The sequence below is a fragment of the Geodermatophilus sp. URMC 64 genome (assembly GCF_053502555.1).
In genome coordinates, this window is the sequence record NZ_CP199955.1 from 4,004,697 (window position 1) to 4,030,159 (window position 25,463).

Genomic DNA, 25,463 nt, shown 5'->3' on the forward strand with positions numbered 1-25,463 from the left:
ATACCGAATAAATGTCGTAACTGCCGGGATGATGACGCGGTGTGCCGAAGGCTTCCTCCGCCTTCTGCACATCCGCCGGCGTCGCCAGGACTTCCACCGCCTCGTCTCAGGCATCCGCCACGTGAAGAGCGTCGTCTCCAGGTTCTGCGCCGCCGGTCTCGCCGGAACCGAGCAAGACGAGTTCGCTCTGCTGACCCACCACCTCGGCGCCCAGAGTGCCAGCGCGCTCGCCTTTCATGGTAGGTCGTCACCCGACGGTGTCGCGGACGGCTCGGCCACCGGCCCCCGCGCACGGTGCACGGCTTGTCGAGGAGCAGCACGATGTCCGGCTCGGGGCAGGCATACCCAGGTGGGTTCTTCGGCCGATCGCCGGGCCGGCCTGGGACGACATCTCGCCGCCGGCGCGACCGCCACTCCCCGCACTGGTGCAGTCAACCTGCGGCGCGGGTTCCGACGTGCGCACGGCGTGTCCCTCGGCGCATATGCGACGGCACTGGAGACCGCGTTGTGGCAGTGCGGCCTGTCGAGATCTACGAGCAGCTCGCCACCGGGGAGCGGACACCCGCACGGCACTCCACGCGCGAGGCCGGGCGTACTGCCCTGGCCGCCCCCGACATGCGGTCTGCTCGGCGCTGCGACGATTATCGGAAAGCGGGCGAATCAACGATGACGGCCTCCGACGCCGACCGGAGCCCCGGTCCGTCACCGGACGCAACATCGCCAGCGTCGTCGCCACCGTAGGTGTGCCTGCAACCCGGCGGCCGATCCAGTCCAGTCCCTCTTCGGCGTGGATCTGTGTTCGGCCAGGACCGCCTGGAGGAAGCGCGCCGCCAGCAGTGGAGCCGCCGGCAGCGGCGTCGGTTGGCCGGCAGCTCAGATCAAAAGGGGTGCCTGACGCGCGAGCATCGCGCCGACCCGACTCGCAGACGAGACGTGTCCGAGTGGCGCTCGGTGCACCGCACCGACACCAGCTCGTCGTCGCGCGGCCGTGGCGCCGGTGGCGAAGGCCTCCTCGGTGACACCTCGCTCCCCATGCCTGGCACGTCGCGCAGGCTCAGGAGGCGCGGCGAGCGGCGTGCCGGCCGAGCTCGGCTTCGCTATGGCGTTCTTGTGGACCTCGTCGGGACCGTCGGCGAAGCGCAGGGTGCGGATGCCGGCGGCCATGTTGGCCAGCGGAAAGTCCTGCGAGAGACCACCGGGGCCGTGCACCTGGATGGACTTGTCGAGATCTCGCGCGAGGGTCACCAGGCCGCGCTGGACGTCCTCCGGGACGCCCGGGCGACGACCACGGACCTTGTGGACCAGTTGGCCGCAGCGGCCCCGGCCTTCGCCGACTTCCATGCGCACCACCACACGGTCGCGCGGATCCTCAACTACGAGCTCGCTGCCCTCAGCGACGAGCAGCGCGCAGAGATCGATGCGCTTCGCAAGGGCATCGACGACGAGCTGCGCGACCTCGTCGGTGCCGGGGTCGCCGCCAGCGTCTTCCACACCTCGGACCCCGCGCTCGCGGCGACGTCGCTGGCCGCGATGGGTATCGACATCGCGCGGTGTATCGCGAGGACGGCGCCTGGACCCCGAGCAGATCGGCGACCACCACGCCGAGCTGGCCCTTCGGATGATGGGTGCGCGGGTGTCCTGACCGCTCCCGGGGCCTGCTTCGTCCGCCTCGAGCCGGCATGTGCGGCGACATGGGAGCGTCGTCGGAGACGTCGGTATCCCCGGCCGCGCCGCGACCGGGGATACCGACCACGCTGACCGGGCGACTACGAGCTCGCCGGAGTCCTCGTGACGTGTGCGGCCAGGTCGCGGAGGAGGACGTCGTACGTCGCAGTGATCATCTCCGCGGCGACCGGTTCGTCAGCTGCATCGGCGTCGAACTCCACAGCCCAGCGAACGAAGGTCTGACCGGTCGACGTGACCGCCCAGGCCCCGGCCTGGACGTGGTAACTCCGCACCGGGAACCGGTTGGCCCCTACGATCTCGTAGCTGACACTGCGTCGGACCTCGTCGTGTGCGAGCAGGCGTTCCCGCACGACTGCTCCGCTTCGGACCGTGACCGCGCGGACCGCGCCGACAGGTCCCCGGCCGACTGCTCCGTCTTCCAGCTGACAGTCCACGACGGCAGTCAGGCAGTTCGGCATCGCGCCGAAGTCCCCAAGGACACGCCAGACGTCCTCCACGGGCGCATCCACCACCGCCGACACTTCCGTTGTTGCCACGCTCTGCACCTCTTCTGTGAATTGCAATGACGCGGTTGGTAGAACTTCGGTCCCGATGCTGATCTGCGGGTGTCGGCCGGCTCGACCGTGTCCCTGCTCGCAGGAGGCCGGACAGTCTTCCCGGACGTGGTCGACTCTCGTCAGGGGCTGCGCGTACTGCCGGCTGATCCCGGTCCTGGCGAGCCGGTCCGGCCTGTCCAGGCAGCCGGCCGGCGATCACCGCCCCTGACAACGGAGTGCGCCCCGGAGCAAGACTCCGGGGCGCACTCCGTTCACCACGTCACCTGCGCGGGAAGCGGTACAGCTCGCGCGCGTTGGTCTCGACGATCTGGCGGACCTCGTCGTCAGGGACGTCGTGGAGCATCTCCGAGACGATCTTGCGGCTGTTCGGCCAGTAGGAGTCCGAGTGCGGGTAATCGGCCTCCCAGGTGATCTTGTGGACGCCGATCTTGTGCCGGTTCTCGACGCCGTAGTGGTCGGTGATGAAGCAGCCCCAGATGTGCTTCTCGAACAGCTCCGCCGGACGAACGGTCTGGTGGATGTTCTGATAGAAGCGGTGCCGCTCCCAGGTGTACTCCATCCGCTCGAGCAGCCACGGCATCCAGCCGATGCCACCCTCGGCGACCGCGACCTTGAAGTTGGGGTGCCGGTGGAAGACGGGCGAGAACACCAGATCGCAGACGGTGTACATGGAGTTGGTCCCCATGAGCGCCGACATCACGGCCATGGGCGCTTCTGGCGCGGTCAGTCGGACCTGGCCGGAGGTGCCGAAGTGCATGGTCGCGACCGCGTCGACCTCTTCGAACACGTCGAACAGTCGGTCCCAGTGGTCGGTGTGGAACGAGGGGTGGCCGAGCGGCACCGGGTTCTCGGGGAAGGAGATGGCGCGGACCCCACGGTCGGCGAGCCGGCGCAGCTCGACGATGGAGGCCTCGACGTCCCAGTACGGGAGGATCCCGACCGGGATGAAGCGGTCCGGATAGGGCGTGACCCACTCCTCGTGGACGTAGTCGTTCCAGGCCTTCGTACAGAGCAGCGCGAGCTCGGGATCCTTCACGTTCTGGAACATCGTGCCCGCGAACTTCGGGAAGGACGGGAAGAGCAGCTCGGCCTGGACGCCGTCGATGTCCATGTCGATCACCCGCGCCGCGGGGTCGTAGCAGCCCGGAATCATGTCCTCGAAGCGCAACGGCTCGGTGCCGAGCTCTTCGCGGGACTTACCCGCGACAGCGTTGAGCCCGAGCTGCGCGTAGACCAGACCCTCGAGCTGCCAGACCTGGCTGCCCTTCGGGACGCGCTGGCCGAAGCCGTACTGGTCCATCTCCTCACCCGTGGCCTCGATGATGCGGGGCCCGTTCTCCTGGTGCTTCTTGGGGAGGCGGCTGGACCACACCTGAGGACGCTCGATCAGGTGATCGTCCACCGAGATCAACTGCATGTCATCGGTCAATGGCATCGCGTGATTACTCCTCGCTCGTGTCATCCGCGGCGCTCTCGATGAGGTGGCCGCACGGAACCAGGGTCCTGGCTCAGCCCGCGGCGGGCGGCCGGCGTCGGGCTACTCCGAGCCGGGACACGCTCGTCGGTGGATAACGAGATGATACAAACATCAGTAGGAATTCGGAAGGGTCAGTCGGCCGGATGCGGCGTCACGCCGCCGCCCCGGCGCCCTGGGTCGCGGCCATGTAGTGGGCCGTGGGGAGTTGCTGTGCACCAGGTGGGCGTCGTCGGTGGCGGGACCATGGGCGCGGGCATCGCTGAGGTCTGCGCAGGAGCCGGTGTCGACGTCGTCCTGGTCGAGGCGGACCCGGCCGGCGTCGACCGCTGCCGCTCGCGGATCGAGTCGTCGATGCAGCGTGCGGTCCCGGGGGGCGCCTGGCGTCCGAGCAGGCGGATGCGGCCCTCGCTCGCATCACTGTCCTGGCCGATCTCGAGGGGACGAGCGACGCAGACCTGGTGGTCGAGGCGATCCCGGAGGTCGAGAGCCTCAAGCTGGATCTCTTCCGCCGGCTGGATGCACTGGTGAAGCCGCATGCGATCCTGGCGTCCATCACCTCCTCGATCCCGCTCGTGAAGATCGCCGGCAGCACCGATCGCCCGGAGCGCGTGGTCGGCGTCCACTTCTTCAACCCCGTGCCTGTGCTGCCGCTGGTCGAGATCGTCGGCAGCCTGCTCACGTCTAACGAGACCCTGTCCGCGGTCACCGACTTCACAGAGAAGCGGCTGGGGAAGACGACCATCCGGTCGAGGGACCGTGCCGGTTTCATCGTCAACGCACTGCTGGTCCCCTGCCTGCTGTCGGCGATTCGGATGCTGGAGTCCGGGTTCGCCACCGCCGAGGACATCGACGCCGGGATGGTCAAGGGCTGCGCCCATCCCCTGGGGCCGCTGGTCCTCGCGGACCTGATCGGTCTCGACACCACCGCCGCCATCGCCGACTCGATGTACCACGAGTTCAAGGAACCGCTCTACGCCTCTCCCCCGTTGCTGCTGCGGATGGTCGAGGCCGGCCTGCTCGGCCGCAAGACCGACCGTGGCTTCTTCCCGTACGCGAGCTGACCTGAGGCGACATGCCACAGGCGGGGCTGTACCAGCTGACCGAGGAACAGGACGCGATCCGAGCCGCGGTACGCGAGATCTGCGAGCGGGAGATCGCGCCGTTCGCCGCCGAGGTCGACGCCGAGTCCCGCTTCCCGGTCGAGGCGTAGAAGTCGCTGACGGCGGCGGGTTTCCACGCCACCCACCTCCCCGAGGCCTACGGCCGCGAAGGTTCCGACGCGATCGCGACCTGCATCGTCATCGAGGAGGTCGCGCGCGTCGACGTCGCGCCTCGCTGATCCCGGCAGTAAATAAGCTCGGCTCGATGCCGATTCTCCTGTCCGCGTCCGAGGACGTGAAACAGAAGGTGCTGCCCTCGATCGCCTCGGCGACGCGATGGTCAGCTACGGCCTCTCCGAGCGGGAGGCGGGCTCGGACGCCGCGGCGATGATCACCCGCGCCCGGCTCGAGGGCGAATCCTGGGTGCTCAACGGCACCAAGGCCTGGATCACCAACTCCGGGGGCTCGGAGTGGTACACGGTCATGGCGGTCAACGACCCGGAGCGGGCGCCAACGGCATCTCCGCGTTCGCCGTCCACCGGGACGACCCGGGCATCGCCGTTGGCCCCAAGGAACGCAAGATGGGCATCAAGGGCTCGCCGACATGCGAGCTGTACTTCACCGACTGCGCCATCCCGGCCGACCGGATCATCGGGGCGCCGGGCACTGGCTTCAAGACCGCGCTTCGAACCCTGGACTTCACTCGGCCCACCATCGGCGCGGGGGGCCGTCGGCGTCGCGCAGGGCGCCTTGGACGCCGCGGTCGAGTACACCCGCGAGCGCAAGGAGTTCGGCCGCGCGATCAGCGACAACCAGGGCGTGCAATTCGTGCTCGCCGACATGTCGATCCAGATCGAGGCCGCCCGGTCCTCATGAACGGCACCGATGACGTGGTCGTACATGACCAGGTGATGAAAACCCATGTCCTCGACAGCGCGCGCGAAGTCACGCAAGGCCTGCGGATCACCGTGCAACTCGATCTGGGGGCAGATAGCACCGATTCGCACGCTCAACACATTCCTTCCGTGAAGCCCGGGCGACGACTCCCCCGATGCCGTCGAACCCGAATAAATGGACCACCCTCAGCAGGCAGGTGCTCCGGCAGCACAGACGCTGGCGTCACCAGGGGATCACATCCACCCTGATGCGAACCGTGCGCATCGTCTTGATGCGCCAATCTTCCGCAACGCGCTCATAGGTATCATGGTAGAAGCCGTAACCAATGACTTCTTTGTACGGCGCGCCATCCTTGAATCGAAGCCGATCAATGTGCGGCCAGATCGCCGTACCGGTCGTCGGACTGGCGATCTCGATTTCGGGATTGCTCACATGATGAGTCGCAACGCCATTGTCGAGCGCAGACATCCCGCTGGCGACAGCAGCCTCGATGCCCCGGAACACCAGGTCCGGGTCCGGGTAGAGGTTGAAGCCAGTCGAAGGGTCCGTTGCAATACCGCGACAATCGGCCACCACATCGTCGGTGAAGGCATGGAGGAGCAGGTCACGGTCGTTGGTGTCAACTCCTCTCTGCTGCCTCGCCTTCGCGGCCTTGATGCCTTCGACGGCTTGCAGCCTGACCACTGGATCCATTCCGACCTCCGTGCAGTGACGATCACTCAATGAGTCCTTCGGTACGCAAGCGGCAAGGCGTTGTCTCAGAGGTGTGCGCGGTTGCGGGAGGCTCAGCCCAGACCTCGTGCCTTGGCCACCTTCTCGAGGTGCCGCAGATGGTCATCGAGGGTCGAGTAGCCCAGGCCCATGGTCTTCACGGACGCATGCGTTCCACCGTTCGCCTCCCAGGTGTCGAGTGTCCTGAGCACGTCATCGACACCCAACGACTGGAAGCCGGGGCCCACCGTCTCGAGGTCGACGCGGAACCCGTCGACCTCGCGTCCGTTCTCCTCCATCACCTGACGCACCTCCCGCCACCCCGGCAGGGCCATCTCCTCCAGAGGACCCGTGAAGATGAAACCGTCGCCCAGCTTCGCCCCCCGCCGATACGCCGGCGACGACAGACCGCCACAGACCAACGGAATGGGGCTGACCGGTGCGGGATTGAGCGCGGCACGGTCCACGCGGTGATGCTTCCCCTGGTGATCGACGACCTCGCCGGACCACAGGCGCCGAAGAAGACCGATCTGCTCCGTGAGCCGGTCACCACGGGTTTTGAAGTCCATCCCCAGCGCCTCGTACTCGACAGGGTTCCAGCCCATGCCCACGCCGAGTGACAGTCGACCGCCGGACATCAAGGCGACGTCCGCGGCCTGCCGCGCCACCAGGACGGTCTGCCGCTGAGGAAGGATCAGCACGCCGGAGCTGAACTCCAACCGCTCGGTGAGCGCCGCCAGATGAGCAAAACCGACCAGCGGGTCATGGAACGGATCCGTCTCCCGGTAGGGCCCGGTCAAGGGCGGCTCCCGGTCCTCATGAACGGCACCGATGACGTGGTCGTACATGACCAGGTGATGAAAACCCATGTCCTCGACAGCGCGCGCGAAGTCACGCAAGGCCTGCGGATCACCGTGCAACTCGATCTGGGGGTAGATAGCACCAATTCGCACGCTCAACACATTCCTTCCGTGAAGCCCGAGCGACGACTCCGCCGATGCCGTCGAACCCGAAGAGAAAACCCGCCATCAACGGTCGGGGGCAGAGCCCGGATGCGAGAGAGGACGTACACGCGGCTGGTCATACGACGGCGAGTTGTCCAGGAGGCCCGTCGGCCTCTCACCAGGGGATGAAGTCAAGTCTGGTGCGTTCCATTCGCATCGTCTTGATCTTCCAGTCCTCCCCGACGCGTTCGTAGGTCTCGTGGTAGAAGCCATACCCGACGAACGCCTTGAACGGAGCGTCGACTGTGAACCAGATACGATCGATCTGCGGCCAGATCGCTCTACCTGTGGTCGGGCTGGTGATCTCGATCTCGGGATTGCTCACGTGATGGACCGATACGACACCCGCGAGCGAATCCATGGCGGAGGCGACGGCCTCATCGACGCCATGGAGGATGATGTCCGTCTGCGGGGCGGAGTTCGCGCCGGTGACGGGATCGGTCATGACACCGCGACAATCGACCACGGCGTCGTCGGCCCAGACGCGGCGAAGCAGGTCGCCGTCCTTCGTGTCGACGCCTCTCTGATGTCTTGCTTTCGCGAGCCTGATGCCTTCGATCGCTTCCAACTTCGCAATTGCGTCCATCTCGCCTCATCCGTGTCGACCGATGGTGGATTCGATGCTGCCTCCGAGCCGGGGTGATGCAGCGCGATGCTCGGACCGGTGAGAGGTGCACGGGGAATCCTGACCGTGGCCTTCTCCGCTCAGTCCGAGCGACGTGCGCAGTTCGCGCCGAGGCCGGGTCCGAGCGGTGTCCCCGACCGCCGCCAGCAGTACACGGTGCTGCGTGCACGATCGTGCCCGTGTCACCTGCTTGCCCGACCGGGGCCGGCCCGGCGTCGCCTGGGAGAGACGACGCCGGGCCGATCACGAGACCGGTCAGCAGCGGTCAGCAGGCGGTCAGGAGACCTGCCACAGCTCCTTGTACTGCTCCTGGTAGTCCGCCGGGTCCCAGCTCCTTGTGCCCTTCGGGATGTTCTCGGTCGTGTAGAGCGCCATGCCCAGGTCGGCGTTCTCGGCCTGGAGGGGGTCCATCCCGACGCTCACCCGGGCGATCTGGTCGAAGATCGCCCAGGGGTAGCTCCCACTGGGCAGCAGGATCGTGGCGGCATAGTCGCCCTTCTCGACCTGCTCCACGATGCTCGGCTCCGTGGGGATGGCCACGTAGACCTTGACGTCATCCAGACCGGCGGCCTTGAGAGCCTGCGGCAGTCCGCGGACCACGTTGGCGTAGGACCCGAGCACATACTTCGCATCGGGGTCCTGGCGGAGGGCCGCGACGACGGTCGAGGCGACGTCCCCACCGAGATCCCCGGCGGAGATGTTCAGTGTCTCAAGCTTGCACCCGCTGCAGTTGTCGGCGATGTGTGTCTTGATCGCATCGTTGATGGGCGCCAGGGTGGGGAAGTCAGGAACGTTCACGAACAGCGCGTTCCCGGTGCCGCCACTGTCGACGATCATCTCGTCCGCCATGCGGAGATTTCCCCCGACCGTGTTCTCGGACATGGCATTGCCGTACAGGCCGTTCACCTCACCGCCCGGCTCGTCCGTGGCGGGCCCGGCCCCGAGGAAGACCGGGATCCCCGCATCCTTGGCCGCACCGAGGCTCGGTCCCATGGCGTCGATGGAGGATCCCCCGACCACGATGTAGTCCACGTTCTCGCTGATGGCGCGCAGCACCCCGTTGGGGATTCCCTGCGGGTCCGTGGCTTCGACGGCGTAGACGGTGAACTCCCAGTTCAGGGCCTTGGCAGCCTCCTCGAAGAACGGGTCGTACACCGCCGACGGCTGGTTGTTGTAGCGGACCAGGGCGACGCGCTTTCCTTCGTCAGGCTTCCGGGTCAGCGGGACGTCCACGGGGATCTCGTCGGACGGATGCACGTACGGCTCGAGACGCTGCTGCGCCGCGGCGACGGCCGCGTCGTCCGTCTCTCCGGAGGACCCCCCGCCGCCACCGGTGCTGTCGCTGCCGCTGCCGCACGCCGAGAGACCGATCAGCACAAGTGCGGATGAGATGGCTGCGATTCCTCGCGCTCGCCGACTGGGTCCACCCCTGCGAGTAGTTGAACCTAACACTGCCTGGCCTCCAGATGAGAATGTGTTGACGCAACAGGGACGACGAAACGGAACGGTTGCGACCGCCTCGCCGGGCGGTACCCGACGCTCTCCGTCGGTCAGAGCAGCAGCTTTTCGTGCTCGTGCCTCGCCTCGGATGGGTGGCGGACGTCACCTTGGCACCCGACTTCGCAAGCAGTCAAGAGTTCCTCATAACAAATTCGTTGCACGTCCTTGAGCGGAATCGAGCCCAGCAGACGAGTACTCACCGGAGTCCCGGGATCAGGCCGTTCCGCTCCACACGGCGACCGGGCGAGCTAGCGGGCGGCGCGAGCCCGATCGCAGTGGGTCACCGCCCCGGCGACCGAGGAACGCACCGAACTGACCCGCGCTACGTCGGGGAGGACCAGCACGGGACCGAGCGGGAATCCTGAGAGAAGCGCTGGTCGTCATCGTGTGGGGGTCGACGCCGCGGCGCGCCGGCCGCTGAGGGTCGGCCGCTCGGGCGGCTCGGTGCTTTGCTCTGTCACGAGCAGCCGCTCCACTGACGACCGGTCGGACCGGCCGCGGTCCCCCCGCCCGGCGACCTCGACGGGCCGAGGACTGTCCGGGCGGCATCCGGTTCATCCGCTGGAGCTCGGGGCGGTGGCCACCGGTGGACGAAGGACCGGACGGATCACGTCCGCGGGTCGTCGAGGTACGCGAGCGCCTCGATCGCCAGGCCGTGGTCGAGGTCGTTGCGGATCCGGCGGCGCAGTTCGAACGTCAGCGCCCGCCGCGTCGCCCGGAGCGTGAGGTCCTTTCGCTCCGCGAAACCGTTGGCGAGCTCGAGTGCACGGTCGAGCAGCGCATCGAGCGGGAGCACCTCCCCGACGAGCCCCAGCGACAGGGCCTGCTCCGCGGGGATCCGCTGCCCCGTCAGCAGGAAGTACCGGGACCGGTTCGGTCCCATGAGCATCTCCCAGACGATGTTGTTGCCGTCACCGGGCACGCGTCCGGCCGTGAAGTGGGTCGTGTCCTGGATGACGGCGTGCTCGGCGCACAGCACCACGTCCGCCAGGAAGGGCCAGCACGGGTGGACCGTGATCGGACCGTTGATGGCGGCGATGACGGGGACCTCGACGTCCATCAACCCCGTCAGGATCCGCTCCGCCGTCCAACGGATGTGGTCCCATCCGCTCGGCGATGCCTTGCCTGCGGCCGTGCTCTCGCCGACTCGGTCGTTGAAGGTCTCCCCCGTGCCGGTGATGACGACGACCCGGTTCTCGCGGTCTGCCGCGATGTCGAAGAAGACCTCCGACAGCTCCGTGTGTGCCTGCCGACCCATCACGAACGGGCCACCGTCATCGTGGAGGCGGACGAGCAGCACCCCGTTCGGCGATCTCTCCAGGGAGATCGTGCTGTAGCGGTTCCTGTACTCGTCGAGGCTGGGCACGGCGGTCTCCCGGTGAGGGTGCGCGAGTCGTCGTCGACTCTCGGTCAGCGACTGGGATTCAGTCCTCCGTCGACCGCGGGGTTCTGCGCCGTGATGAACCTCGATGCGTCGGAGATGAGGAACACGAACACCGGAGCCAGGTCGCTGTCGATGTCGCCGTGGCCCGCGAGGGGCACCTTCTCGACCTGGCTCCGGTACACCGCCCGGTCCTCGTCGCTCATCTTCGCGCGCAGCTCGTCGCCCAGCGTCGTCTTCACCACCGGGTTCACCGAGTTGCAGCGGATGCGATACCGCGCCCACTCCACGGCGATCGTCCTGGTGAAGCTGATGACCGCTCCCTTGGAGGCGGAGTACGACGAGGTGAGGATCGGGACGTCCTTCAGCGCGCCACCGGCGGCGACGTTCACGATGGACCCGCCCCGCTCCTTCAGGTGGGGGAAGACCGCCTTGCAGACGAAGGCGGTCCCCTTCGTGTTGATGGCGAACTGCGTGTCCCACTCGGACTCCGGAGTCGCTTCGGCGTGCGACAGGATCGGCAGTCCGGCTGAGTTGACGATTGCGTCGAGTCCGCCGAGCTCCGCGACGGCGAACTCGACACCCGCCTCGATCTCCTCGACCTTCGACACGTCCATGTGCCGGTAGGTGACGCGGCCCGGACCGGTTCCGGTCGCCTCCTCGGCGAGTTGTGCCCCCCTCCGCGTCCCGGATGTCGCACGTGACGATGTGCGCGCCTCGTCGGGCGAAGTAGCGAGCGGACTCCCCGCCGATACCCCGGGCACCCCCGGTGACCAGGATGTTCATGCCTTCGATCGAGAAGGGCATCGTCGCTGACTCCTCTGGGACGACGACGGCTCCGTCATCGGAACGAGCAGACCCAGCTCGCGGGGCCTTCGAGCGGTACTCGTCTCCCCCGAGCAAGGCCTAGGTGTACTGCCCGGAGACGTTGGTGCACCGGCTTATGGGCGGGAGGTTGCCCAGAGCGGTGTGGGGCCGGTGGTGGTTGTAGTGGTGCAGCCAGCCTGACAGGGCGGCTCGCCGGTTGGTCTCGGTGGGGTAGAGCCGCTTGTAGGCCCACTCCTCGAGCAGCGTGCGGTTGAGCCGTTCGACCTTGCCGTTGGTCTGCGGCCGGCGGACTCGGGTGCGGGAGTGCTTGATGCCCAGCTGGGCGTGTGCCTCGCGCCAGGCGTAACTGCGGTAGGCGCTGCCGTTGTCGGTCAGGACGCGTTCGACGGTGATGCCGTGGCCGGCGAAGAACGCTCGTGCGCGGGCCCAGAAGGCCAGCGCGGTGGTGGCGGTCTCGTCGTCGAGGGCCTCGGAGTAGGCCAGCCGGCTGAAGTCGTCGACGGCGGTGTGCACGTAGCAGTAGCCGAGGTTGGGATGCCCTCCGCCGCCCTTCTTGCGGGGGCGAGCGGGATCGCGGTGGGCGCTGCTGTTGCGCTCGCCCTGGTCGCGGCCGAGCTTGCGCCAGCCACCACCGTCGGGAATGTTGCCCAGCTTCTTCACATCGACGTGCACCAGCTCGCCGGGCCGGGTCTTCTCGTAGCGGCGGATCGGTTCGCCGGTGACCCGGTCGACGTGCCAGAGCCGGTTGATCCGGCAGGCGACCAGAATCCGGTGCACCGTCGAGGGCGCCAGCCCGACCCGGGCGGCGATCGCCACCGGCCCGAGTCGCTTCTTCCAGCGCAGATGCACGATCCGCCGGACGACCGGCTGCGGCGTGCGCCGCGGCGAGGAGTGCGGCCGGCTGGAGCGGTCGACCATGCCGGCCGGGCCGAGCTCGAGATAGCGGTCCCGCCACCTCGTGGCGGTGGTGCGGGCGACCTGGAACCGCTCCGCGGCCCGGGCGACCGGCCACCCGTGGTCGACGATGCAGCGGGCCAGGCGAAGCCGGCCGGTCTCAGTCATCGGCGCATTACGTCTCAGTCATCGGCGCATTACGGTGAACCACGAGGGACCTCCTGGGTCTGGCTGGGTGCTTGGCGGCTCCCAAACCAAACCCGGAGGTCCCTCCCTACATCAAGATCCGAATCCCTCGGAATCGGTGCACCAACCTGTCCGATCAGTACACCTAGGCGGCGTCGGTACCGAAACCCGGCGTCGACGCTCCCGCTGGGCCCGTCGCACATGAGAGCTGCCAGCGTGTCCGCATGCCCGACATGGGCCAGTTGGCCGATCTGGAGCTGCGCCACGTCGACCAGCAGCCGGATTGGCGCGCGCGGCGGGGAGTCGCCTCCCCTCCCGCCCGGGCGAGGAAGCGAGGCTCCGCGCGCCGAGCGGGGGGCAGCGATCACCCGACGTAGAGATCCGGCTTCCCGCCGGTCGTCACCTTCTCCGGCCGGCCGGATCGCATGGAGGCGAGGAGCGCGTCCGCAGTGAGTGCCGCCGTGTACCCGTCCCAGGCGGAGGAACCACTAGCAGTGCCTTGCAGTGCCTTGTCCACCCAGTCCTGGAGCTGGAGGTGATAGGACTCGTTGAAGCGGACGAGCCAGTCCTTCTCGATCGCGACACTGATCTGCGAATTACGCAGGGTGACGGGCGACGACGGGCCCGGAAGACTGACTATCCCGTCCTCGCACACAACTTCTGCGGTCGACTCATAACCCAAGAACTTGGTGTTCACGAATTGCTCCACCATGCAGAGAACACCCTTCTTGGTCTTCATGACGCAGACCATGGGATCCTGCAGGCCACCCTTCACGTGCCGGCTCGCCTTGGACGTGAGACTCTGGACTTCCTCCCACTCATCGTCTCCCCCGATGAGCCACGGCAAGTAATCGATCTCGTGGATCATCGCGTCCGTGATCTGCATGTCGTTCGTGTAGTAGGGATAGAGCTCAGAGATGTTCTCGGAGCGCTGCGTGGCCCTCACGATCAGAGGATCACCGAACTCTCCGGATTCGAGAAGTTCCTTGATCTGAGTGAGCGATCGGTCGTAACGCTTCATGAAACCGACCTGCACGAGGCGCTTGCCACCCGCGACCTCCGCGTCGACGATCTGCTTGCACTCTGCTGCAGTATCGGCCAGCGGCTTCTCCGAGAAGACCGGCTTTCCCGCCTTGACTGCCGCAAGAACGATGTCTGTGTGGAGAGCGGCAGGTACCGTCACGACGATCGCATCGACCTCATCGCTGGTGATCAGCTCATGGGCGTCCGTGTACCTCCTCGCGCCCCCGACCAGATCTGAGACCTCGTTCGCGCTCTCGTCACTGACGTCGCAGACAGCCACTACCTCGGCTCCACGGACCGCATGGTGCAGCGTCTGGGCGTGAGCCTTGCCCATCGTGCCGCATCCGACGATGCCGATCCTGAACATCTCTACTCCTGATGAAGATGGATGCTCCCGCTCACGCCTGGAATGCCATGCCTGGCGGGTGATCGGCGGTTGCCTCAAGAGGAACGGACCATCAGCCCGGACAGACCATGGGCTTGTCGCTCGACTCTCCGCGGACCAGAGCATGGGGTGTGATGAGGAGCTCATGTCGGGTGTGAGCTTCCTCCCTCATGAGGTTTGGGGCAACCCTTCCCTCATGAGGATTCGGGCCGGCTCGCGAGGGGAGCAGCCCACGATCGAACGTGGCTCGGGTACCCGGGGCCCCCTCGACCGCTGGCCGTCGACACGAGGCAGCGCGCGGTGCCCATCCCCTGCTGGCTGACGGTCGACCGGCAACCGCTGGCACCTCCGCCTGTGACGGCGGACGGCGCACCCAGGTGCTGGCCGCCGTCGATCGCGAACCGCGACCCCCGTTTCGGAGACGTCATCAGGGCCAGCAGGCGACTCCTCATCTGGCGCGTCGTCGCGAGGCATGGCCGCCGACACGCGCAACGCCGAGACGGCAGGGGGATCGACGCACGTCTCTCCGAGCCTTCTCGTACTCATGGCGAGTGCTCTGGTTCGCCATCCCTCACCCGGCACGCCGCGGACGAGCGCGACCTCCTGGCGATCCCCCACTGGGATGGCGCAGAACCGCAGGGATCACGGCGCCATGTGAGTTGCCGGTCTCGGGTCCGCCGGCCAGCGGAGCAGCGTCTGCGCAGTGCGGCCGAAGCGCCACTCCTTGTCGTCGGCCGTCAACTGGTGACTGTCCCGCAGGTGGAAGAGCGCCTCTGCGTAGGAATGCGGCACGACGCGCGCGCGATCGGGGGACGCCAGCTCCGGCGCGATGCCGTCGCGGTAGGCGAATTCGTCCTCACTGCTGAACTCCGGGAAGCTCCGGAAGCCGATGCGTCCGTAGAACCTCGAGATGTCCGTTCCCCACATCAGCCTGCGGGACCTGAATGCATCGACGATCCGCCGCAGGTCCGGCCACAGGTCCTCGAAGGGGTAGGGCTGCTGCGACATCGAGGGCGCCCCGGAGAACTTGATGGCGACGTTGGGATGCGCCGCCAGCTCGAGCAGGTCCGGCAGCGCCCGAACGGCGGTGAGTCGAGCGTCGACGGCCACTGCGGGAGGGCGAGGTGGTCGATGACGACGGTCAGGTCGGGGAACCGCTGAGCGATCGTCGCGATGCCGGTGAAGTTGCCGCCGAAGCTGCGCGGATCCGCCGACGGCGAGGACGGGAGGACGAAGACCGGCATCCCCTCACGCGCGCACGCAGCCAAGGCGGATGCGCACCGCTCCACGGACGGTCTGGCCAGCCGGATGCCGACCACGCCCGGGGTGCGACTCTTCTCGGCGAGCCAGTCGTCGATCGACGGAATCGGCGCCGAGCCCGCCGCTCCCCCCATCGTCATCGTGCCGTCCCCCGCCGCCACGAGGGGCCCGGCCACGAGCGTGAAGCGGTCAGGCAGCCGGGCGGTCCCGTACTCCCCCCACTCGAGGCCGCCGGTGGGGTGCAACACCGCGCGGTCCACACCGATCGCCCGCATGTAGGCGAGGGTCACCTCGGTCATGAGCTCGAACCTGGTCGCTCGATCAGCGCCGGCCCACTCGAAGGACATCGGTGGCTCGTGCAACTGAGCGTCGATCACGAGCACCGAGGACCTCTCATCTGCTCGAACGGTCGCCTTCCTGGTGGCCCCGGACGGCCCACGCCAAAAGCGCCGTCCACGGGAGCGCTGCAACGCTGCCGTGGGAGGGTGCTGCCGTCCGCCGGCGGCGAGTCCGGCGCCAGGCCTACTTGTTCACCAGGCCCGCATCGACAGGCAGGGTGATGCCGGTGACGTACCGGGCCTCGTCGGACACCAGCCACGCGATCGCGTTGCTCACGTCGATGGGCTGGATCTTGTCCACCGGCATCGGGTTCATCAGGCTCGCGGCGATCGCCGGGTTGGACGCGGCGTCGAGCCCGGAGAACCCGACCAGCATCGGGGTGTCGACCCCCGTCGGGTGCACCGTGTTGACCCGGATGCTCTCCGGCGCGAGGAGGTTGGCGTACATCCGCATGATCCCGACGACGCCGTGCTTCGCCGCGGCGTAGCCGAAGTTCCCCCCGTTGGTGCCGGCCACCATCCCCTTCAGCCCGTTGACCGAGCTGGTGATGACGATGGACCCACCCTGACCCTGCTCGCGCAGCGTGGGGAGGGCTGCCTGGATGGTGTTCCACACCCCGACCAGCATGATGTCGACAGCATCGCGGAACGCCTCGTCGTCACGTCCCGGCGCCAGGCCCTGGAACATCACCCCGGCGTTGGCGAGAACGATGTCGAGGCGCCCGAGGGCGGCGACGCCGTCGGCGACGGCCGCCTTGAGAGCTGCGGCGTCCCGGACGTCGGCGACGTACGACACCATCCGCCGGTCGAGCTTCTCCACCATCGCGACCGTCTCGTCGAGATCCTCACGGGAGGCCATGGGATATGAGACCGTCCCGACCTGGTCACAGATGTCGACGCCGATGATGTCGGCACCCTCCTCGGCCAGCCGGACCGCGTGCGAGCGGCCCTGCCCCCGGGCGGCGCCGGTGATGAGGGCGACCTTGCCGTCCAACTTCCCCATGTCACTTCTCCTTTGTATGAATTGGTCCCGGGCTCACGCCTCGGGCACGGGCTCCCACTGCGGGATGGTGACGCCAGGTTCGACGTCCTCGAACCGGACACGGACGGGCATGCCGTCGTAGAGCTCCGGGGCTCCGGGCAGGTACCCGACGAAGCGCACCGACGGGTCCTCGTCGAGCTGGACGAGGACGACCGTGCACGGCGCCGGGAACGCCTCGTGGATCGAGTGCTGCAGCACCGTCCAGGAGTAGATGGACCCCGTCGGGCGGACGTCCCGCCACCCGACGTCCCACGACCCGCAGTGGTGGCAGTACGACTTCGGCAGGTGCAGCGTCGCGGCGCAGGACTTGCAGATGCGCACCACGAGGCGGTGCTCGGCCGCCGCCGCGAAGAACCCGCCGGTCTCCTCGTCGTCGACGACCGGCAGCGGCCTGTCGATGGCTGCCATCACGCGGCCCTGAGGATCAGCGCGCTGGTGACCGTCGGCGTTCCAGAGGTCACCAGGCAGGTCTGCGCCCCCTGGACCTGCGACGTCGACCGGCCCCTGATCTGCCGGACACCCTCGAGGACGTGGTTCATGCCGTGGATGTAGCCCTCCGAGAGGTTGCCGCCGGCGGTGTTGATCGGGACGGTGCCCCCCATGTCGATCGCCCCGCTGGACGCGAACGCACCGCCCTCGCCCGTGCCGCAGAGCCCGTAGTCCTCGAGCTGGAGGAGGACGGTGATCGTGTAGCAGTCGTACAACTGGGCGACGTCGATGTCCGCGGGACCCAGTCCCGCGCGACGGTAGAGCTCCTTGCCCACTCGCCTCCCCGGGTTGTCGAGCAGGTTCGGCCGCATCAAGGCCGGAAAGACCATCCCGCCCTGCATCTCGGGCATCGCTCCCTGCGTGACCGCGCGGATCAGCACTCCGGGGTGCGGGGAGTCCACCGCGCGCTCCGCGGCGGTCACGACGACGGCGCATGCGCCGTCGGTCTCCAGGCAGTAGTCGAACATCCGGAGGGGGTCGGCGATCATCCGCGACTCGTAGTAGTCCGAGAGCGACATCGTCCGATCGGCCATCTGGGCCGCGGGATTGGCGTTGGCCCGCTTCCGCACCGTCATCGCGATGCTCGCGAGGTCGTCGGAGGTCGACCCGTACTCGATCATGTGACGACGCGCGTACATCGCGAATAACTGGCCGGGCGCCATCAGCCCATAGGGCAGGAAGAACTCGTCCAGAGTGCCGTTGCCGCCGACGTGTCGCGCTCCCCCGGACCGCTGGATCGCCGACCCCCTGCCGAGCCTGAGCCCCGACCGGCCGTTGAGGCCCCTGTAGACGAGGACGTTGGTCGCCTGGCCGGACAGGATGGCTGCCACGGCCTGACCGATCATCCCGCACGGGGCCGAACCACCGGTGCCGGTGATCCCCCAGAAGGTGAGGTCGGACAGGCCGAGCCAATGACCGATGTCGTTGTGGGTCACGGAGTCGTAGTCGGATCGGACGACGCCGTCGATGTCCGCCGGCGTGAGTCCGGCGTCGGAGATGGCCGCCAGGCTCGCCTCGGAGACCAGCGCGGCGACACTCCGGCCGGACTTCTTCGAGAACTCCGTCGCACCGATCCCGACGACGGCGCACTTGTCCCGGTGATCGTGATCCGTGCTCGTCATCTCGCGGGCCCTCTCATTCGGTTCTGCGGACGACATCGACGCGGTCGCGCCGGCCACGCGGCGCTCTTCTGGAGACGACTGCTCACAGGACGGTGCCGGAGATCTTGAGCTTGATGATCTCCTCGTAGTCGAGGCCGAGCTCGAGCAGCACCTCGTCGGTGTGCTCACCGTGCTCGGGCGCCGCCCGCAGCGGGTAGCGGGCCTCTCCGAACTGCCAGGGGGACGCCGCGACGGGCACCTTCCGCCCTCCCGCGTCCACATCGGTCAGGTAGCCGTTGGCCAGGACCTGCGGGTCCTGGCTGACCTCGTAGCTGTTCTGCACCCGCGACCACGGGCCGCCCAGCTCCGCCAGCCGGGACTCGACGTCCGCGAGGGTGAGCCGGCCGAAGACCTCGTCGAGGGCCGCCGTGCACGCCTGCCGGTGGGCGGCGCGCGCCGTCGAGTCGACGAACCGCTCGTCCGCGGCGAGCCCGGGCTCCCCCAGGGACTCGCACAGCCGCGCGAAGTAGCGGTCGGACTGGAACAGCGACAGCTTGACGAAGCGGTCGTCCTTCGTGCGGAAGGACAGCGACAGCGGATTGCGGTTGTCCTCGCGCAGCGTCTTCTGGATCTGCTCGCCGCGCATCGCGGAGGCGGTGATCGCCGGCGAGTTGCCCCAGACGGCGACGCTGAGCAACGACACGTCCACCAGCGGCGCCTCCCCGGTGCGCTCGCGGTGGAACAGGCCCGCCGCGACCGCACCCGCCACCGCCGTGGCACCCGGCAGGTCACCCAGCCCCGGTCGCACCGGCGTCGGCCGCGCGGAGCCGGCCGGCGTGAGGTTGTCCGCGGCGCCGCCACGGGCCCAGTAGGTGGTCCCGTCGAAGCCCGGCATCGAGCGCTCGGGGCCGGCCGGGCCGTAGCCGCTGCCGCGGACGTAGACGATGGAGGGGTTCATCGACCGGATGTCGTCGACGTCCACCCGGAGCCGTTTGCGGCTCTCGGGCAGGAGGTTGGTGAGGAACACGTCTGCCCCGGCGACGAGCTTGCGCAGGATCTCGTACCCCTCCGGGGTGCCGCCGTCCAGCCCGACGCTGCGCTTGCCCCGGTTGGCCTGCTGCATCAAGGGTTCGAACGGCTCACCCCCGACGCTCATGTCCGCGATCACGATGGCGCGCTGGGGGTCCGGGTGCTCCGGGTGCTCGATCTTCACGACGTCGGCGCCCCAGTCCGCGAGGATGGCCCCAGCGGCGGGCACGAACAGGTACGACGCCAGCTCGACCACGCGCACACCTTCGAGGACCTTCATGAACGCCTACCTTTGCTCTGAGGTGCGGCCGGGTGTCAGGAGGACAGCGGGTAGCCGATGACGCGGGTCTCGAGGTTCTCCGCGAAACCCGTCTGGCCCCACTCGCGGCCCGGACCGCTCTGCTTCATGCCGGAGAACGGCGAGTCCCGGGCGAACCGGGTGACGAACCGTCCCATGAGCCGGCGCCTTTTCTCGTCGTGACGCGAATAATTCCTCAGGATGAAACGCTAGGCAGTCGTGGGCCGGGTGTCAATGCGCTGTATCCACTACTCCGAGACAACCTCCTCGTCCACGAGCGCGGCGTCGGCCAGGCGGCATCGCTGCTTCCGCTGGGTCCCGCACCAGGGACGACGCCGACCTGCACGCACACGTGGTGAGCATGGGCCGCCTGATGCTGCCCCGCGCTCCGGCACCGTCACCTCTTGACCGACCGCGACGAGGCGCGCCGCAGCCGGTCGATGCCCCCGTCGGTCGGATCGGCCTCCTCGTGACCGCTCCGCGACAGGGCCCCCCGCTCCCCCGCCACGCCGTCTCCAGCTCCGCGGCGGCGACGCTCATCGGAACCGGTCCCCGGGTGCGCTGCCTAGACCTCGACCCGGCCGCTCCGCTCTCGGAGGTCGATCAAACGGCGGCCTCCTGCAGGCTCGCCCGGAGCAATCTCCGCACGAGCTTGCCGTTGTCGTTGTAGGGCAGCGCCCCGACGAGGGCGATGCTCGACGGGGTCTTGCTGGAGCGCAGCTTCCCGCGTACCCACTCCTGGAGCTCGCCGGGATCCGGTGTCCGCCCCTCGACCGGCACGACGGCGGCCACCACACGCTCGCCCCAGTCGTCGTCCGGCAGACCGACGACCCCGGCATCGGCCACGTCCGGGTGCTCGAGCAGGGCGTCCTCCACCTCACCCGGCGAGATGTTCTCCCCGCCTCGGACGATCACGTCGTCGAGCCGGCCCTCCACGAAGACGTAGCCCTCCTCGTCGATGCGCGCGGCGTCCTTGGTGCGGAACCAGCCTCCCGCCGAGTCCGACTCGGTCCCGACGTAGCGGCCCGAGACCTGCTCACCGCGCACCCACAACTCGCCCGTCTCGCCGGGGGCGACCGGCTCGCCGTCTGCGTCGCGCACCGACAGCTCGACCGTCGGCAGAGCGCGCCCGACCGAGCCGAGCCGCGCGCGCACCGCCGGATCGTCCGACGTGAGCGCCAGCCGATGATCGTCCGGCCCCAGGACGGTGATGCTGGAGCTGGTCTCGGTGAGTCCGTACCCGTTCACGAAGCTGGTCTCCGGGAGAAGCGCCATCGCTCGCTCGAGGACCGGCAGAGGCATGCGCCCGCCGCCGTAGGAGAGATGACGCAGGCTCGGCAGTCCGCCGCCGTCCTCGGCGAGCAGGTCCACGATCCGGGCGACCATGGTCGGGACCACCGTCGCGTGGGTGACCCGGAGAGCTCGAACGGTGTCGATCCACGTCCGCGCGTCGAAGGCAGGCAGCTGCACGATCCGGCGACCGCTGAACAGCGTGCTGAGCAGGTTGGCGATCCCGCCGACGTGGTACGGCGGCAGGCTGCTGAGCTGGGCATCCCCTTCCTCCGCCGCCATCAGCTCGACGCTGCCGAGGATGTAGGAGCTCAGGTTGTCGTGCCCGAGGACCGCCACCTTGGGACTACCCGAGGTGCCACTCGTGAACAGCAGCACCGCCGGGTTCGCCGGCTCCTCGGCCCCGCCCTCGATCGGTGCGGCGTCAGCGACGGCCGCCAGGAACTGCGAACGCGCGACCAACTGCACGCCGGACTCCCCCGTCAGGGACTCGAACCGCGGCAGGAACTCGTCGTCGACCAGGACCACCACCGGGGCGAGCCTGCGAATGGCGGCCGCGAGGTCCGCGTCCGACCAGCGGTAGTTCAACGGGCTGAAGGGAAGGTCCGCCAGGGCAGCCCCGAACAGCGCGACCGGGAACAGCTCCGAGTTCACCCCGATCATGGCGACCGTGTCGGCGGAGGACTCTCGCAGGAGGCGGGCGGCCCGGCGGGCACGGTCGTAGAGCTGTGCGTACGTGACCCCGTGCTCGGGGTCACCGAGCACGACCCGGTCACCGCCGGCGTCGGCGGCGATCTCGGCGATCATGGCGATGTTCATCCGCGGTCTCCGCTCAGTCCGATGCGGGGAGGGGCTTGGCGGACTTGAGCGGCAGCTCCGCCCCGTTCAGCGCGAGGGTCCCCGCCCCGGCCTTGACGCAGAGCAGCTCCAGGCCGGTCTGCGGGTCGGCGTAGCGCTTGCCCAGCGCGGTGCCGCCGGCGTGCCCCTCGCTGATCGTCAGGCCTGGGGTGGGCTCGCTGTCGGCGGGGACCAGGGGGTGGCCGCCGCAGGTGAGCGAGACCTCGCCCTCCGGTGCGCGGACCACGACCACCTGGGTGTCGTCCACTGCACTGCGCCAGCGCGATCCGACACGAAGCTGCATCCTCGACCTCCTCAGGAGTGTGCCCCGATCGGTTCGAGGCAGGATTCCTCATGAGGATATCAGTGGCCTGCCCGAGTCGGAAGCCCTTCCGCGGAAGCATGCGGACAGACCGCTCGCCGTCGCGCTCACATCCCGGGGCGGCGCGCGTCGGGACGGCGCGGCTGCGGCGCAGGCCGCGCGGACCGGCAGCGGTTGCGTGCGCGCCGCTCCGGAGGTTCCGGGACACCGCGCCCCGGGGTCCAGGAACACCCGGGGCAGCGATCCGATGGCCATTCCCCCCCCGGTGTGGACGACGCGCACCTGCCTGGCGGTGGAGCCGCTCGTGCAGGGGCGCGCCGAACCTCCGCGCCCGGGCATTCGCCGCGCGGCGGTCTACGCCGGACCGGCTCCTGTGAGATGGGCAGCCCGCGAGCGGTCTCGTTCGTGCAGCGCGGAGCACCCCACCACGCAGGCGAGGCGCCGATTCCCCACATCCGCGACGACGAGGCCACACATCGCGCTGCCCCCTCCCATGACGTCCTGGTGATGGGGACGAACGACCGTGTACGCGTATTGGTGACCGACCGGCCTAACCCGACGCCGCGTCGCCGCCGATCCTCCGCACGACCCCGAAGCCGTCCGCCAGCGCCCGGTCGCTGGACGCCAGTCGTTCGCGCATCGCCTCCACGCGGGCACGTGACCGCGCCGCTGCGAGCGGTTGCTGCTCGGCCGCAGGCGACTCGAGGAAGGCTAGCTCGGCCTGCACCTCCTCGCGCAGACGCTCACCTGCCTCGTCGTGCGTCAGGAGGTCCTCGTCCTCCCAGTCGGACTCTCCGAGAATGCGGATGTCACTCATGTCGTGACCCTTCGACTCCGTTGACGACACAGCCCGACCCACGTCAGGTCGGGTACTTCCGAACCTACGGCACACCATCGCGAGATTGTCCGCACACCGCAATAAACCTCATGATAGAACTCCCCGCAACGGCCAGGGGCGTGGTAGGACTCCGGTGCTGACGAGGCAGTCGGACAGCGGCGGGGACGAGCGTCCCACCGGCCCTGGTCGGACCGCGTGCGCCGTCCATTCCTGACAAGAGGGGGCATCATGGCAACCGAGACGAACCTCGAGCGCTACAAGAAGTACACCGGACTGATCGTCGAGGCCCTGGACCGGGGCGTCGTGCGGGTCTCCTTCCGCCAAGGGGCACACCTCGCGCACGAGCAGCACGCGCACCTGGGTGAGGTCTGGATCGAGCTCGACCGCGATCCGCAGGTCCGCGTCGTCCTGCTCGGCCCCACGCGTGGCGTGGAAGGGGCCCGCGAGGACATCACGACCTACACCGGTGAGACGGTCGGCCAGATGGAGCGCATGGCCACGCAGTGGGACGTCCTCGCTCAGCTCATGCACGAGGCGCGAGAGCTGGTCCACAACATGCTGGCCTTCACCAAGCCGGTCGTGTCGATGTTCCCGGGCGCGTTCACGCCCGCGGTGATCCTCGCGGACATCTCCATCGCCACCCGTGACTGCAACTTCTTCGAGGCCCACACCAACTACGGGGGGGTCGCCGGCGACCACGTCGTCGCCGCCTGGCCGCTGCACATGTCGATGGCCAAGGTCAAGTACCACGCCCTGACCGGGGAACCTCTGACGGGCGTGGAGGCCGAGCGACTCGGGCTGATCAGCCTGCTCGTCGACGACGAGGAGGAACTCGAGAAGCGCGGACAGGAGATCGCGCAGAAGCTGGCGCGCGGCTCCCAGCGGGCCCTCAGCTGGACGAAGAGGGCGCTGAACTACCACTACAAGCAGCACGCCGCGGCCTTCGACCTCTCCGCCGCCTTCGAGCAGCTCACCTTCCTGGCCCCCGACATGCGCGAAGGCATCAATGCGATGCGGGAAGGGCGCGAGCCAAACTTCCCGGAGTACACCCTCAGTGATGGCGCGTTCGGCGCGCTCGTACCCCAGGACGACCGTCCGTCGGCGGACTAGACGAGTAAGTCCTATCGGCGGCCAGGGCCGAAGGGCGCTGTAGGCGCGGGCGGAGGGTGCTCAGGCTCGGGGTGTGAGAACCGACCTAAACACCCTCCTGACCGCACTGTATGTCTGGATTGATGATCATCTCGCCGGTCGCGTGCGCGCCGGACGCCGCCCGCGGCTGACCGACTCCGAACTGCTCACCCTGGCCGTGGCGCAGGTGCTGCTCGCCGTGCACTCCGAGGCCCGCTGGCTGCGCCTGGTGCCCGAGGCCCTGCCCGGCGCGTTTCCCTACCTGCCCGGCCAGTCCGGCTACAACAAGCGGCTGCGCGCTGCCCTGCCGCTGCTCAACCGGGTCATCCGCGACCTGGCCAGTGACACCGACCTGTGGGCCGATCCGGTCTGGCTGGTCGACTCCACCCCGGTGGAGTGCGCCCGCTCCCGCCCGGCCGCGCTGCGCTCGCAGCTGGCCGGCATCGCCGGTTACGGCTGGTGTCGCTCGCACTCGCGCTACTTCTGGGGGCTGCGGCTGCACCTGGTCTGCACACCGGCCGGGCTACCGATCACCTGGGCGCTGAGCCCGCCCACGCTCGACGAGCGCCAGGTACTCATGGCCATGCTCGATCACGACCAGCCGCTGCTGGCCGCCCGACCGGGGCTGCTGCTCATCGCCGACAAGGGCTACATCTCCGCTGAACTCGACGACTACCTCCACCGGCGCGGCGCCGACCTACTGCGCCCCTCCTTGCGCAGCCAACGGCCTCGCCCGGGCCAGATCCTGCTCCCGCCGATCCGGCAGCTCATCGAGTCGGTCTACGACACCCTCAAAGGCCAACTCGACCTGGAACTCCACGGCGGCCGCACGCTCACCGGAGTCAGCGCCCGTGTCGCGCAGCGGATCCTGGCTCTGACCGCCGCGATCTGGCACAACCGCGCCACCGGCCAGCCGATCACCCGATCCCTGATCGCCTACGACCACTGACGGACTTCGGACTTACTCGTCTAGATGGTCGACGTCAAGGGTTCGAGCGGGTTCGGCGTGCCTTGATCGGTCTGATGGGCGAGGGTGCCCACGCCCGGCGTTTCCGAACCCGACGTCGAACTCGGAGGTCCTCATGGACGCCGATCTGGACACCCTCGCCACGGCACTGCATGTGCGCACCGACGATCTGCTGAAGGCCTCGCTGGGGTCGCAAGCCGATCGGTCAGCGCCTGCTTGGTGCCGGCGAAGCAGCTGTAAGGGCTCGCGGCGACGTCGGCGCCGGACACCT

Annotated in this window: 24 protein-coding genes and 4 pseudogenes; 7 read left to right on the forward strand and 21 right to left on the reverse strand. The window is 68.4% G+C overall.

Annotated elements, in window-relative coordinates:
• Nucleotides 1-873: 873 nt before the first annotated feature.
• Entirely contained in the window at nucleotides 874-1,341 is a 468-nt protein-coding gene (locus tag ACWIYF_RS19455) for an acyl-CoA dehydrogenase family protein (RefSeq protein ID WP_448624479.1), read from the reverse strand.
• Between ACWIYF_RS19455 and ACWIYF_RS19460 the strand changes: the two genes are divergently transcribed.
• Entirely contained in the window at nucleotides 1,297-1,758 is a 462-nt protein-coding gene (locus tag ACWIYF_RS19460) for a hypothetical protein (RefSeq protein ID WP_448624480.1), read from the forward strand. The two genes, ACWIYF_RS19455 and ACWIYF_RS19460, sit on opposite strands and share 45 nt — an antisense overlap.
• Nucleotides 1,759-1,766: 8 nt before the next feature.
• Here the strand turns inward: ACWIYF_RS19460 and ACWIYF_RS19465 are convergent, their stop codons facing one another.
• Together ACWIYF_RS19465 and ACWIYF_RS19470 are read right to left on the reverse strand one after the other, a co-directional pair.
• Complete coding sequence (locus tag ACWIYF_RS19465; RefSeq protein ID WP_448624481.1) at nucleotides 1,767-2,222, reverse strand: SRPBCC family protein; 456 nt, start codon at nucleotides 2,220-2,222, stop codon at nucleotides 1,767-1,769.
• A gap of 280 nt (nucleotides 2,223-2,502) precedes the next feature.
• Nucleotides 2,503-3,678: an amidohydrolase family protein gene (locus ACWIYF_RS19470; protein WP_448624482.1), complete on the reverse strand. Its 1,176-nt coding sequence runs from the start codon at nucleotides 3,676-3,678 to the stop codon at nucleotides 2,503-2,505.
• A gap of 285 nt (nucleotides 3,679-3,963) precedes the next feature.
• On the opposite strand from ACWIYF_RS19470, the pseudogene ACWIYF_RS19475 reads away from it, so the two are divergent.
• The 3 genes and pseudogenes from ACWIYF_RS19475 to ACWIYF_RS19485 all read left to right on the forward strand — a co-directional run bounded on the left by ACWIYF_RS19475 (nucleotide 3,964) and on the right by ACWIYF_RS19485 (nucleotide 5,696).
• Nucleotides 3,964-4,781, forward strand: a pseudogene (locus ACWIYF_RS19475) (3-hydroxybutyryl-CoA dehydrogenase).
• A gap of 11 nt (nucleotides 4,782-4,792) precedes the next feature.
• Nucleotides 4,793-5,059: pseudogene (locus ACWIYF_RS19480) on the forward strand (acyl-CoA dehydrogenase family protein).
• A gap of 148 nt (nucleotides 5,060-5,207) precedes the next feature.
• Nucleotides 5,208-5,696: an acyl-CoA dehydrogenase family protein gene (locus ACWIYF_RS19485; RefSeq protein ID WP_448628771.1), complete on the forward strand. Its 489-nt coding sequence runs from the start codon at nucleotides 5,208-5,210 to the stop codon at nucleotides 5,694-5,696.
• A 243-nt stretch (nucleotides 5,697-5,939) separates the two neighbouring features.
• On the opposite strand, the gene ACWIYF_RS19490 is transcribed toward ACWIYF_RS19485, so the two are convergent.
• The 18 genes and pseudogenes from ACWIYF_RS19490 to ACWIYF_RS19575 all read right to left on the reverse strand — a co-directional run bounded on the left by ACWIYF_RS19490 (nucleotide 5,940) and on the right by ACWIYF_RS19575 (nucleotide 23,076).
• On the reverse strand, nucleotides 5,940-6,410 hold the full coding sequence (locus ACWIYF_RS19490) for a nuclear transport factor 2 family protein (protein WP_448624483.1): 471 nt from the start codon (nucleotides 6,408-6,410) through the stop codon (nucleotides 5,940-5,942).
• A 92-nt stretch (nucleotides 6,411-6,502) separates the two neighbouring features.
• Complete coding sequence (locus tag ACWIYF_RS19495; protein WP_448624484.1) at nucleotides 6,503-7,390, reverse strand: LLM class F420-dependent oxidoreductase; 888 nt, start codon at nucleotides 7,388-7,390, stop codon at nucleotides 6,503-6,505.
• A 157-nt stretch (nucleotides 7,391-7,547) separates the two neighbouring features.
• Nucleotides 7,548-8,018, reverse strand: coding sequence for a nuclear transport factor 2 family protein (locus ACWIYF_RS19500; RefSeq protein ID WP_448624485.1), 471 nt, complete (start codon nucleotides 8,016-8,018; stop codon nucleotides 7,548-7,550).
• Between the two features lie 315 nt (nucleotides 8,019-8,333).
• Nucleotides 8,334-9,290 carry a sugar ABC transporter substrate-binding protein gene (locus ACWIYF_RS19505; RefSeq protein WP_448624486.1) on the reverse strand — a complete coding sequence of 319 codons (957 nt, stop codon included), beginning with the start codon at nucleotides 9,288-9,290 and terminating at the stop codon, nucleotides 8,334-8,336.
• An 874-nt stretch (nucleotides 9,291-10,164) separates the two neighbouring features.
• Nucleotides 10,165-10,923, reverse strand: coding sequence for an enoyl-CoA hydratase/isomerase family protein (locus ACWIYF_RS19510; protein ID WP_448624487.1), 759 nt, complete (start codon nucleotides 10,921-10,923; stop codon nucleotides 10,165-10,167).
• Between the two features lie 44 nt (nucleotides 10,924-10,967).
• The gene (locus tag ACWIYF_RS19515; RefSeq protein WP_448624488.1) at nucleotides 10,968-11,702 is read right to left on the reverse strand and encodes an SDR family NAD(P)-dependent oxidoreductase; all 735 of its coding nucleotides are present in this window, start codon (nucleotides 11,700-11,702) and stop codon (nucleotides 10,968-10,970) included.
• A 142-nt stretch (nucleotides 11,703-11,844) separates the two neighbouring features.
• Complete coding sequence (locus ACWIYF_RS19520) at nucleotides 11,845-12,828, reverse strand: IS481 family transposase (protein WP_448624489.1); 984 nt, start codon at nucleotides 12,826-12,828, stop codon at nucleotides 11,845-11,847.
• Between the two features lie 382 nt (nucleotides 12,829-13,210).
• Complete coding sequence (locus ACWIYF_RS19525; protein ID WP_448624490.1) at nucleotides 13,211-14,236, reverse strand: Gfo/Idh/MocA family protein; 1,026 nt, start codon at nucleotides 14,234-14,236, stop codon at nucleotides 13,211-13,213.
• Nucleotides 14,237-14,896: 660 nt separating this feature from the next.
• On the reverse strand, nucleotides 14,897-15,364 hold the full coding sequence (locus tag ACWIYF_RS19530) for an amidohydrolase family protein (protein ID WP_448624491.1): 468 nt from the start codon (nucleotides 15,362-15,364) through the stop codon (nucleotides 14,897-14,899).
• A 47-nt stretch (nucleotides 15,365-15,411) separates the two neighbouring features.
• Nucleotides 15,412-15,861, reverse strand: a pseudogene (locus ACWIYF_RS19535) (hypothetical protein); the annotation flags it as partial.
• Between the two features lie 175 nt (nucleotides 15,862-16,036).
• Complete coding sequence (locus tag ACWIYF_RS19540) at nucleotides 16,037-16,855, reverse strand: mycofactocin-coupled SDR family oxidoreductase (protein ID WP_448624492.1); 819 nt, start codon at nucleotides 16,853-16,855, stop codon at nucleotides 16,037-16,039.
• Between the two features lie 33 nt (nucleotides 16,856-16,888).
• Nucleotides 16,889-17,302, reverse strand: a complete 414-nt coding sequence (locus tag ACWIYF_RS19545) for a Zn-ribbon domain-containing OB-fold protein (RefSeq protein ID WP_448624493.1) — start codon at nucleotides 17,300-17,302, stop codon at nucleotides 16,889-16,891.
• A complete protein-coding gene (locus ACWIYF_RS19550) occupies nucleotides 17,302-18,504 on the reverse strand; it encodes a thiolase C-terminal domain-containing protein (protein ID WP_448624494.1) in 1,203 nt (400 codons plus the stop codon). Before ACWIYF_RS19550 ends, ACWIYF_RS19545 begins: the two co-directional genes overlap by 1 nt.
• An 82-nt stretch (nucleotides 18,505-18,586) precedes the next feature.
• Nucleotides 18,587-19,792 carry a CaiB/BaiF CoA transferase family protein gene (locus tag ACWIYF_RS19555; RefSeq protein WP_448624495.1) on the reverse strand — a complete coding sequence of 402 codons (1,206 nt, stop codon included), beginning with the start codon at nucleotides 19,790-19,792 and terminating at the stop codon, nucleotides 18,587-18,589.
• 35 nt (nucleotides 19,793-19,827) lie between these two features.
• Nucleotides 19,828-19,968 (reverse strand): hypothetical protein, encoded by a 141-nt coding sequence (locus ACWIYF_RS19560; RefSeq protein WP_448624496.1) that lies wholly within the window; start codon nucleotides 19,966-19,968, stop codon nucleotides 19,828-19,830.
• Between the two features lie 445 nt (nucleotides 19,969-20,413).
• Nucleotides 20,414-21,919: a class I adenylate-forming enzyme family protein gene (locus tag ACWIYF_RS19565; RefSeq protein WP_448624497.1), complete on the reverse strand. Its 1,506-nt coding sequence runs from the start codon at nucleotides 21,917-21,919 to the stop codon at nucleotides 20,414-20,416.
• A gap of 13 nt (nucleotides 21,920-21,932) precedes the next feature.
• A complete protein-coding gene (locus ACWIYF_RS19570; RefSeq protein WP_448624498.1) occupies nucleotides 21,933-22,241 on the reverse strand; it encodes a hypothetical protein in 309 nt (102 codons plus the stop codon).
• 568 nt (nucleotides 22,242-22,809) lie between these two features.
• Nucleotides 22,810-23,076 carry a hypothetical protein gene (locus ACWIYF_RS19575; RefSeq protein WP_448624499.1) on the reverse strand — a complete coding sequence of 89 codons (267 nt, stop codon included), beginning with the start codon at nucleotides 23,074-23,076 and terminating at the stop codon, nucleotides 22,810-22,812.
• A 249-nt stretch (nucleotides 23,077-23,325) separates the two neighbouring features.
• Between ACWIYF_RS19575 and ACWIYF_RS19580 the strand changes: the two genes are divergently transcribed.
• The 3 genes and pseudogenes from ACWIYF_RS19580 to ACWIYF_RS19590 form a co-directional block, all read left to right on the forward strand.
• On the forward strand, nucleotides 23,326-24,207 hold the full coding sequence (locus ACWIYF_RS19580; protein ID WP_448624500.1) for an enoyl-CoA hydratase-related protein: 882 nt from the start codon (nucleotides 23,326-23,328) through the stop codon (nucleotides 24,205-24,207).
• A gap of 73 nt (nucleotides 24,208-24,280) precedes the next feature.
• On the forward strand, nucleotides 24,281-25,174 hold the full coding sequence (locus tag ACWIYF_RS19585) for an IS982 family transposase (RefSeq protein ID WP_448624501.1): 894 nt from the start codon (nucleotides 24,281-24,283) through the stop codon (nucleotides 25,172-25,174).
• 133 nt (nucleotides 25,175-25,307) lie between these two features.
• A pseudogene (locus tag ACWIYF_RS19590) lies at nucleotides 25,308-25,403 on the forward strand (IS982 family transposase); the annotation flags it as partial.
• Nucleotides 25,404-25,463 lie beyond the last annotated feature (60 nt).

What these genes read in the sequence shown, in the direction of transcription:
- ACWIYF_RS19580 (WP_448624500.1), top strand. Translation starts at nt 23,326, where the DNA reads ATGGCAACCGAGACGAACCTCGAGCGCTACAAGAAGTACACCGGACTG.
- ACWIYF_RS19575 (WP_448624499.1), bottom strand. Translation starts at nt 23,076, where the DNA reads ATGAGTGACATCCGCATTCTCGGAGAGTCCGACTGGGAGGACGAGGAC.
- ACWIYF_RS19565 (WP_448624497.1), bottom strand. Translation starts at nt 21,919, where the DNA reads ATGAACATCGCCATGATCGCCGAGATCGCCGCCGACGCCGGCGGTGAC.
- ACWIYF_RS19490 (WP_448624483.1), bottom strand. Translation starts at nt 6,410, where the DNA reads ATGGATCCAGTGGTCAGGCTGCAAGCCGTCGAAGGCATCAAGGCCGCG.
- ACWIYF_RS19455 (WP_448624479.1), bottom strand. Translation starts at nt 1,341, where the DNA reads ATGGAAGTCGGCGAAGGCCGGGGCCGCTGCGGCCAACTGGTCCACAAG.
- ACWIYF_RS19485 (WP_448628771.1), top strand. Translation starts at nt 5,208, where the DNA reads ATGATCACCCGCGCCCGGCTCGAGGGCGAATCCTGGGTGCTCAACGGC.
- ACWIYF_RS19545 (WP_448624493.1), bottom strand. Translation starts at nt 17,302, where the DNA reads ATGGCAGCCATCGACAGGCCGCTGCCGGTCGTCGACGACGAGGAGACC.
- ACWIYF_RS19520 (WP_448624489.1), bottom strand. Translation starts at nt 12,828, where the DNA reads ATGACTGAGACCGGCCGGCTTCGCCTGGCCCGCTGCATCGTCGACCAC.
- ACWIYF_RS19555 (WP_448624495.1), bottom strand. Translation starts at nt 19,792, where the DNA reads ATGAAGGTCCTCGAAGGTGTGCGCGTGGTCGAGCTGGCGTCGTACCTG.
- ACWIYF_RS19570 (WP_448624498.1), bottom strand. Translation starts at nt 22,241, where the DNA reads ATGCAGCTTCGTGTCGGATCGCGCTGGCGCAGTGCAGTGGACGACACC.
- ACWIYF_RS19560 (WP_448624496.1), bottom strand. Translation starts at nt 19,968, where the DNA reads ATGGGACGGTTCGTCACCCGGTTCGCCCGGGACTCGCCGTTCTCCGGC.
- ACWIYF_RS19540 (WP_448624492.1), bottom strand. Translation starts at nt 16,855, where the DNA reads ATGGGGAAGTTGGACGGCAAGGTCGCCCTCATCACCGGCGCCGCCCGG.
- ACWIYF_RS19550 (WP_448624494.1), bottom strand. Translation starts at nt 18,504, where the DNA reads ATGACGAGCACGGATCACGATCACCGGGACAAGTGCGCCGTCGTCGGG.
- ACWIYF_RS19470 (WP_448624482.1), bottom strand. Translation starts at nt 3,678, where the DNA reads ATGCCATTGACCGATGACATGCAGTTGATCTCGGTGGACGATCACCTG.
- ACWIYF_RS19500 (WP_448624485.1), bottom strand. Translation starts at nt 8,018, where the DNA reads ATGGACGCAATTGCGAAGTTGGAAGCGATCGAAGGCATCAGGCTCGCG.
- ACWIYF_RS19525 (WP_448624490.1), bottom strand. Translation starts at nt 14,236, where the DNA reads ATGTTCAGGATCGGCATCGTCGGATGCGGCACGATGGGCAAGGCTCAC.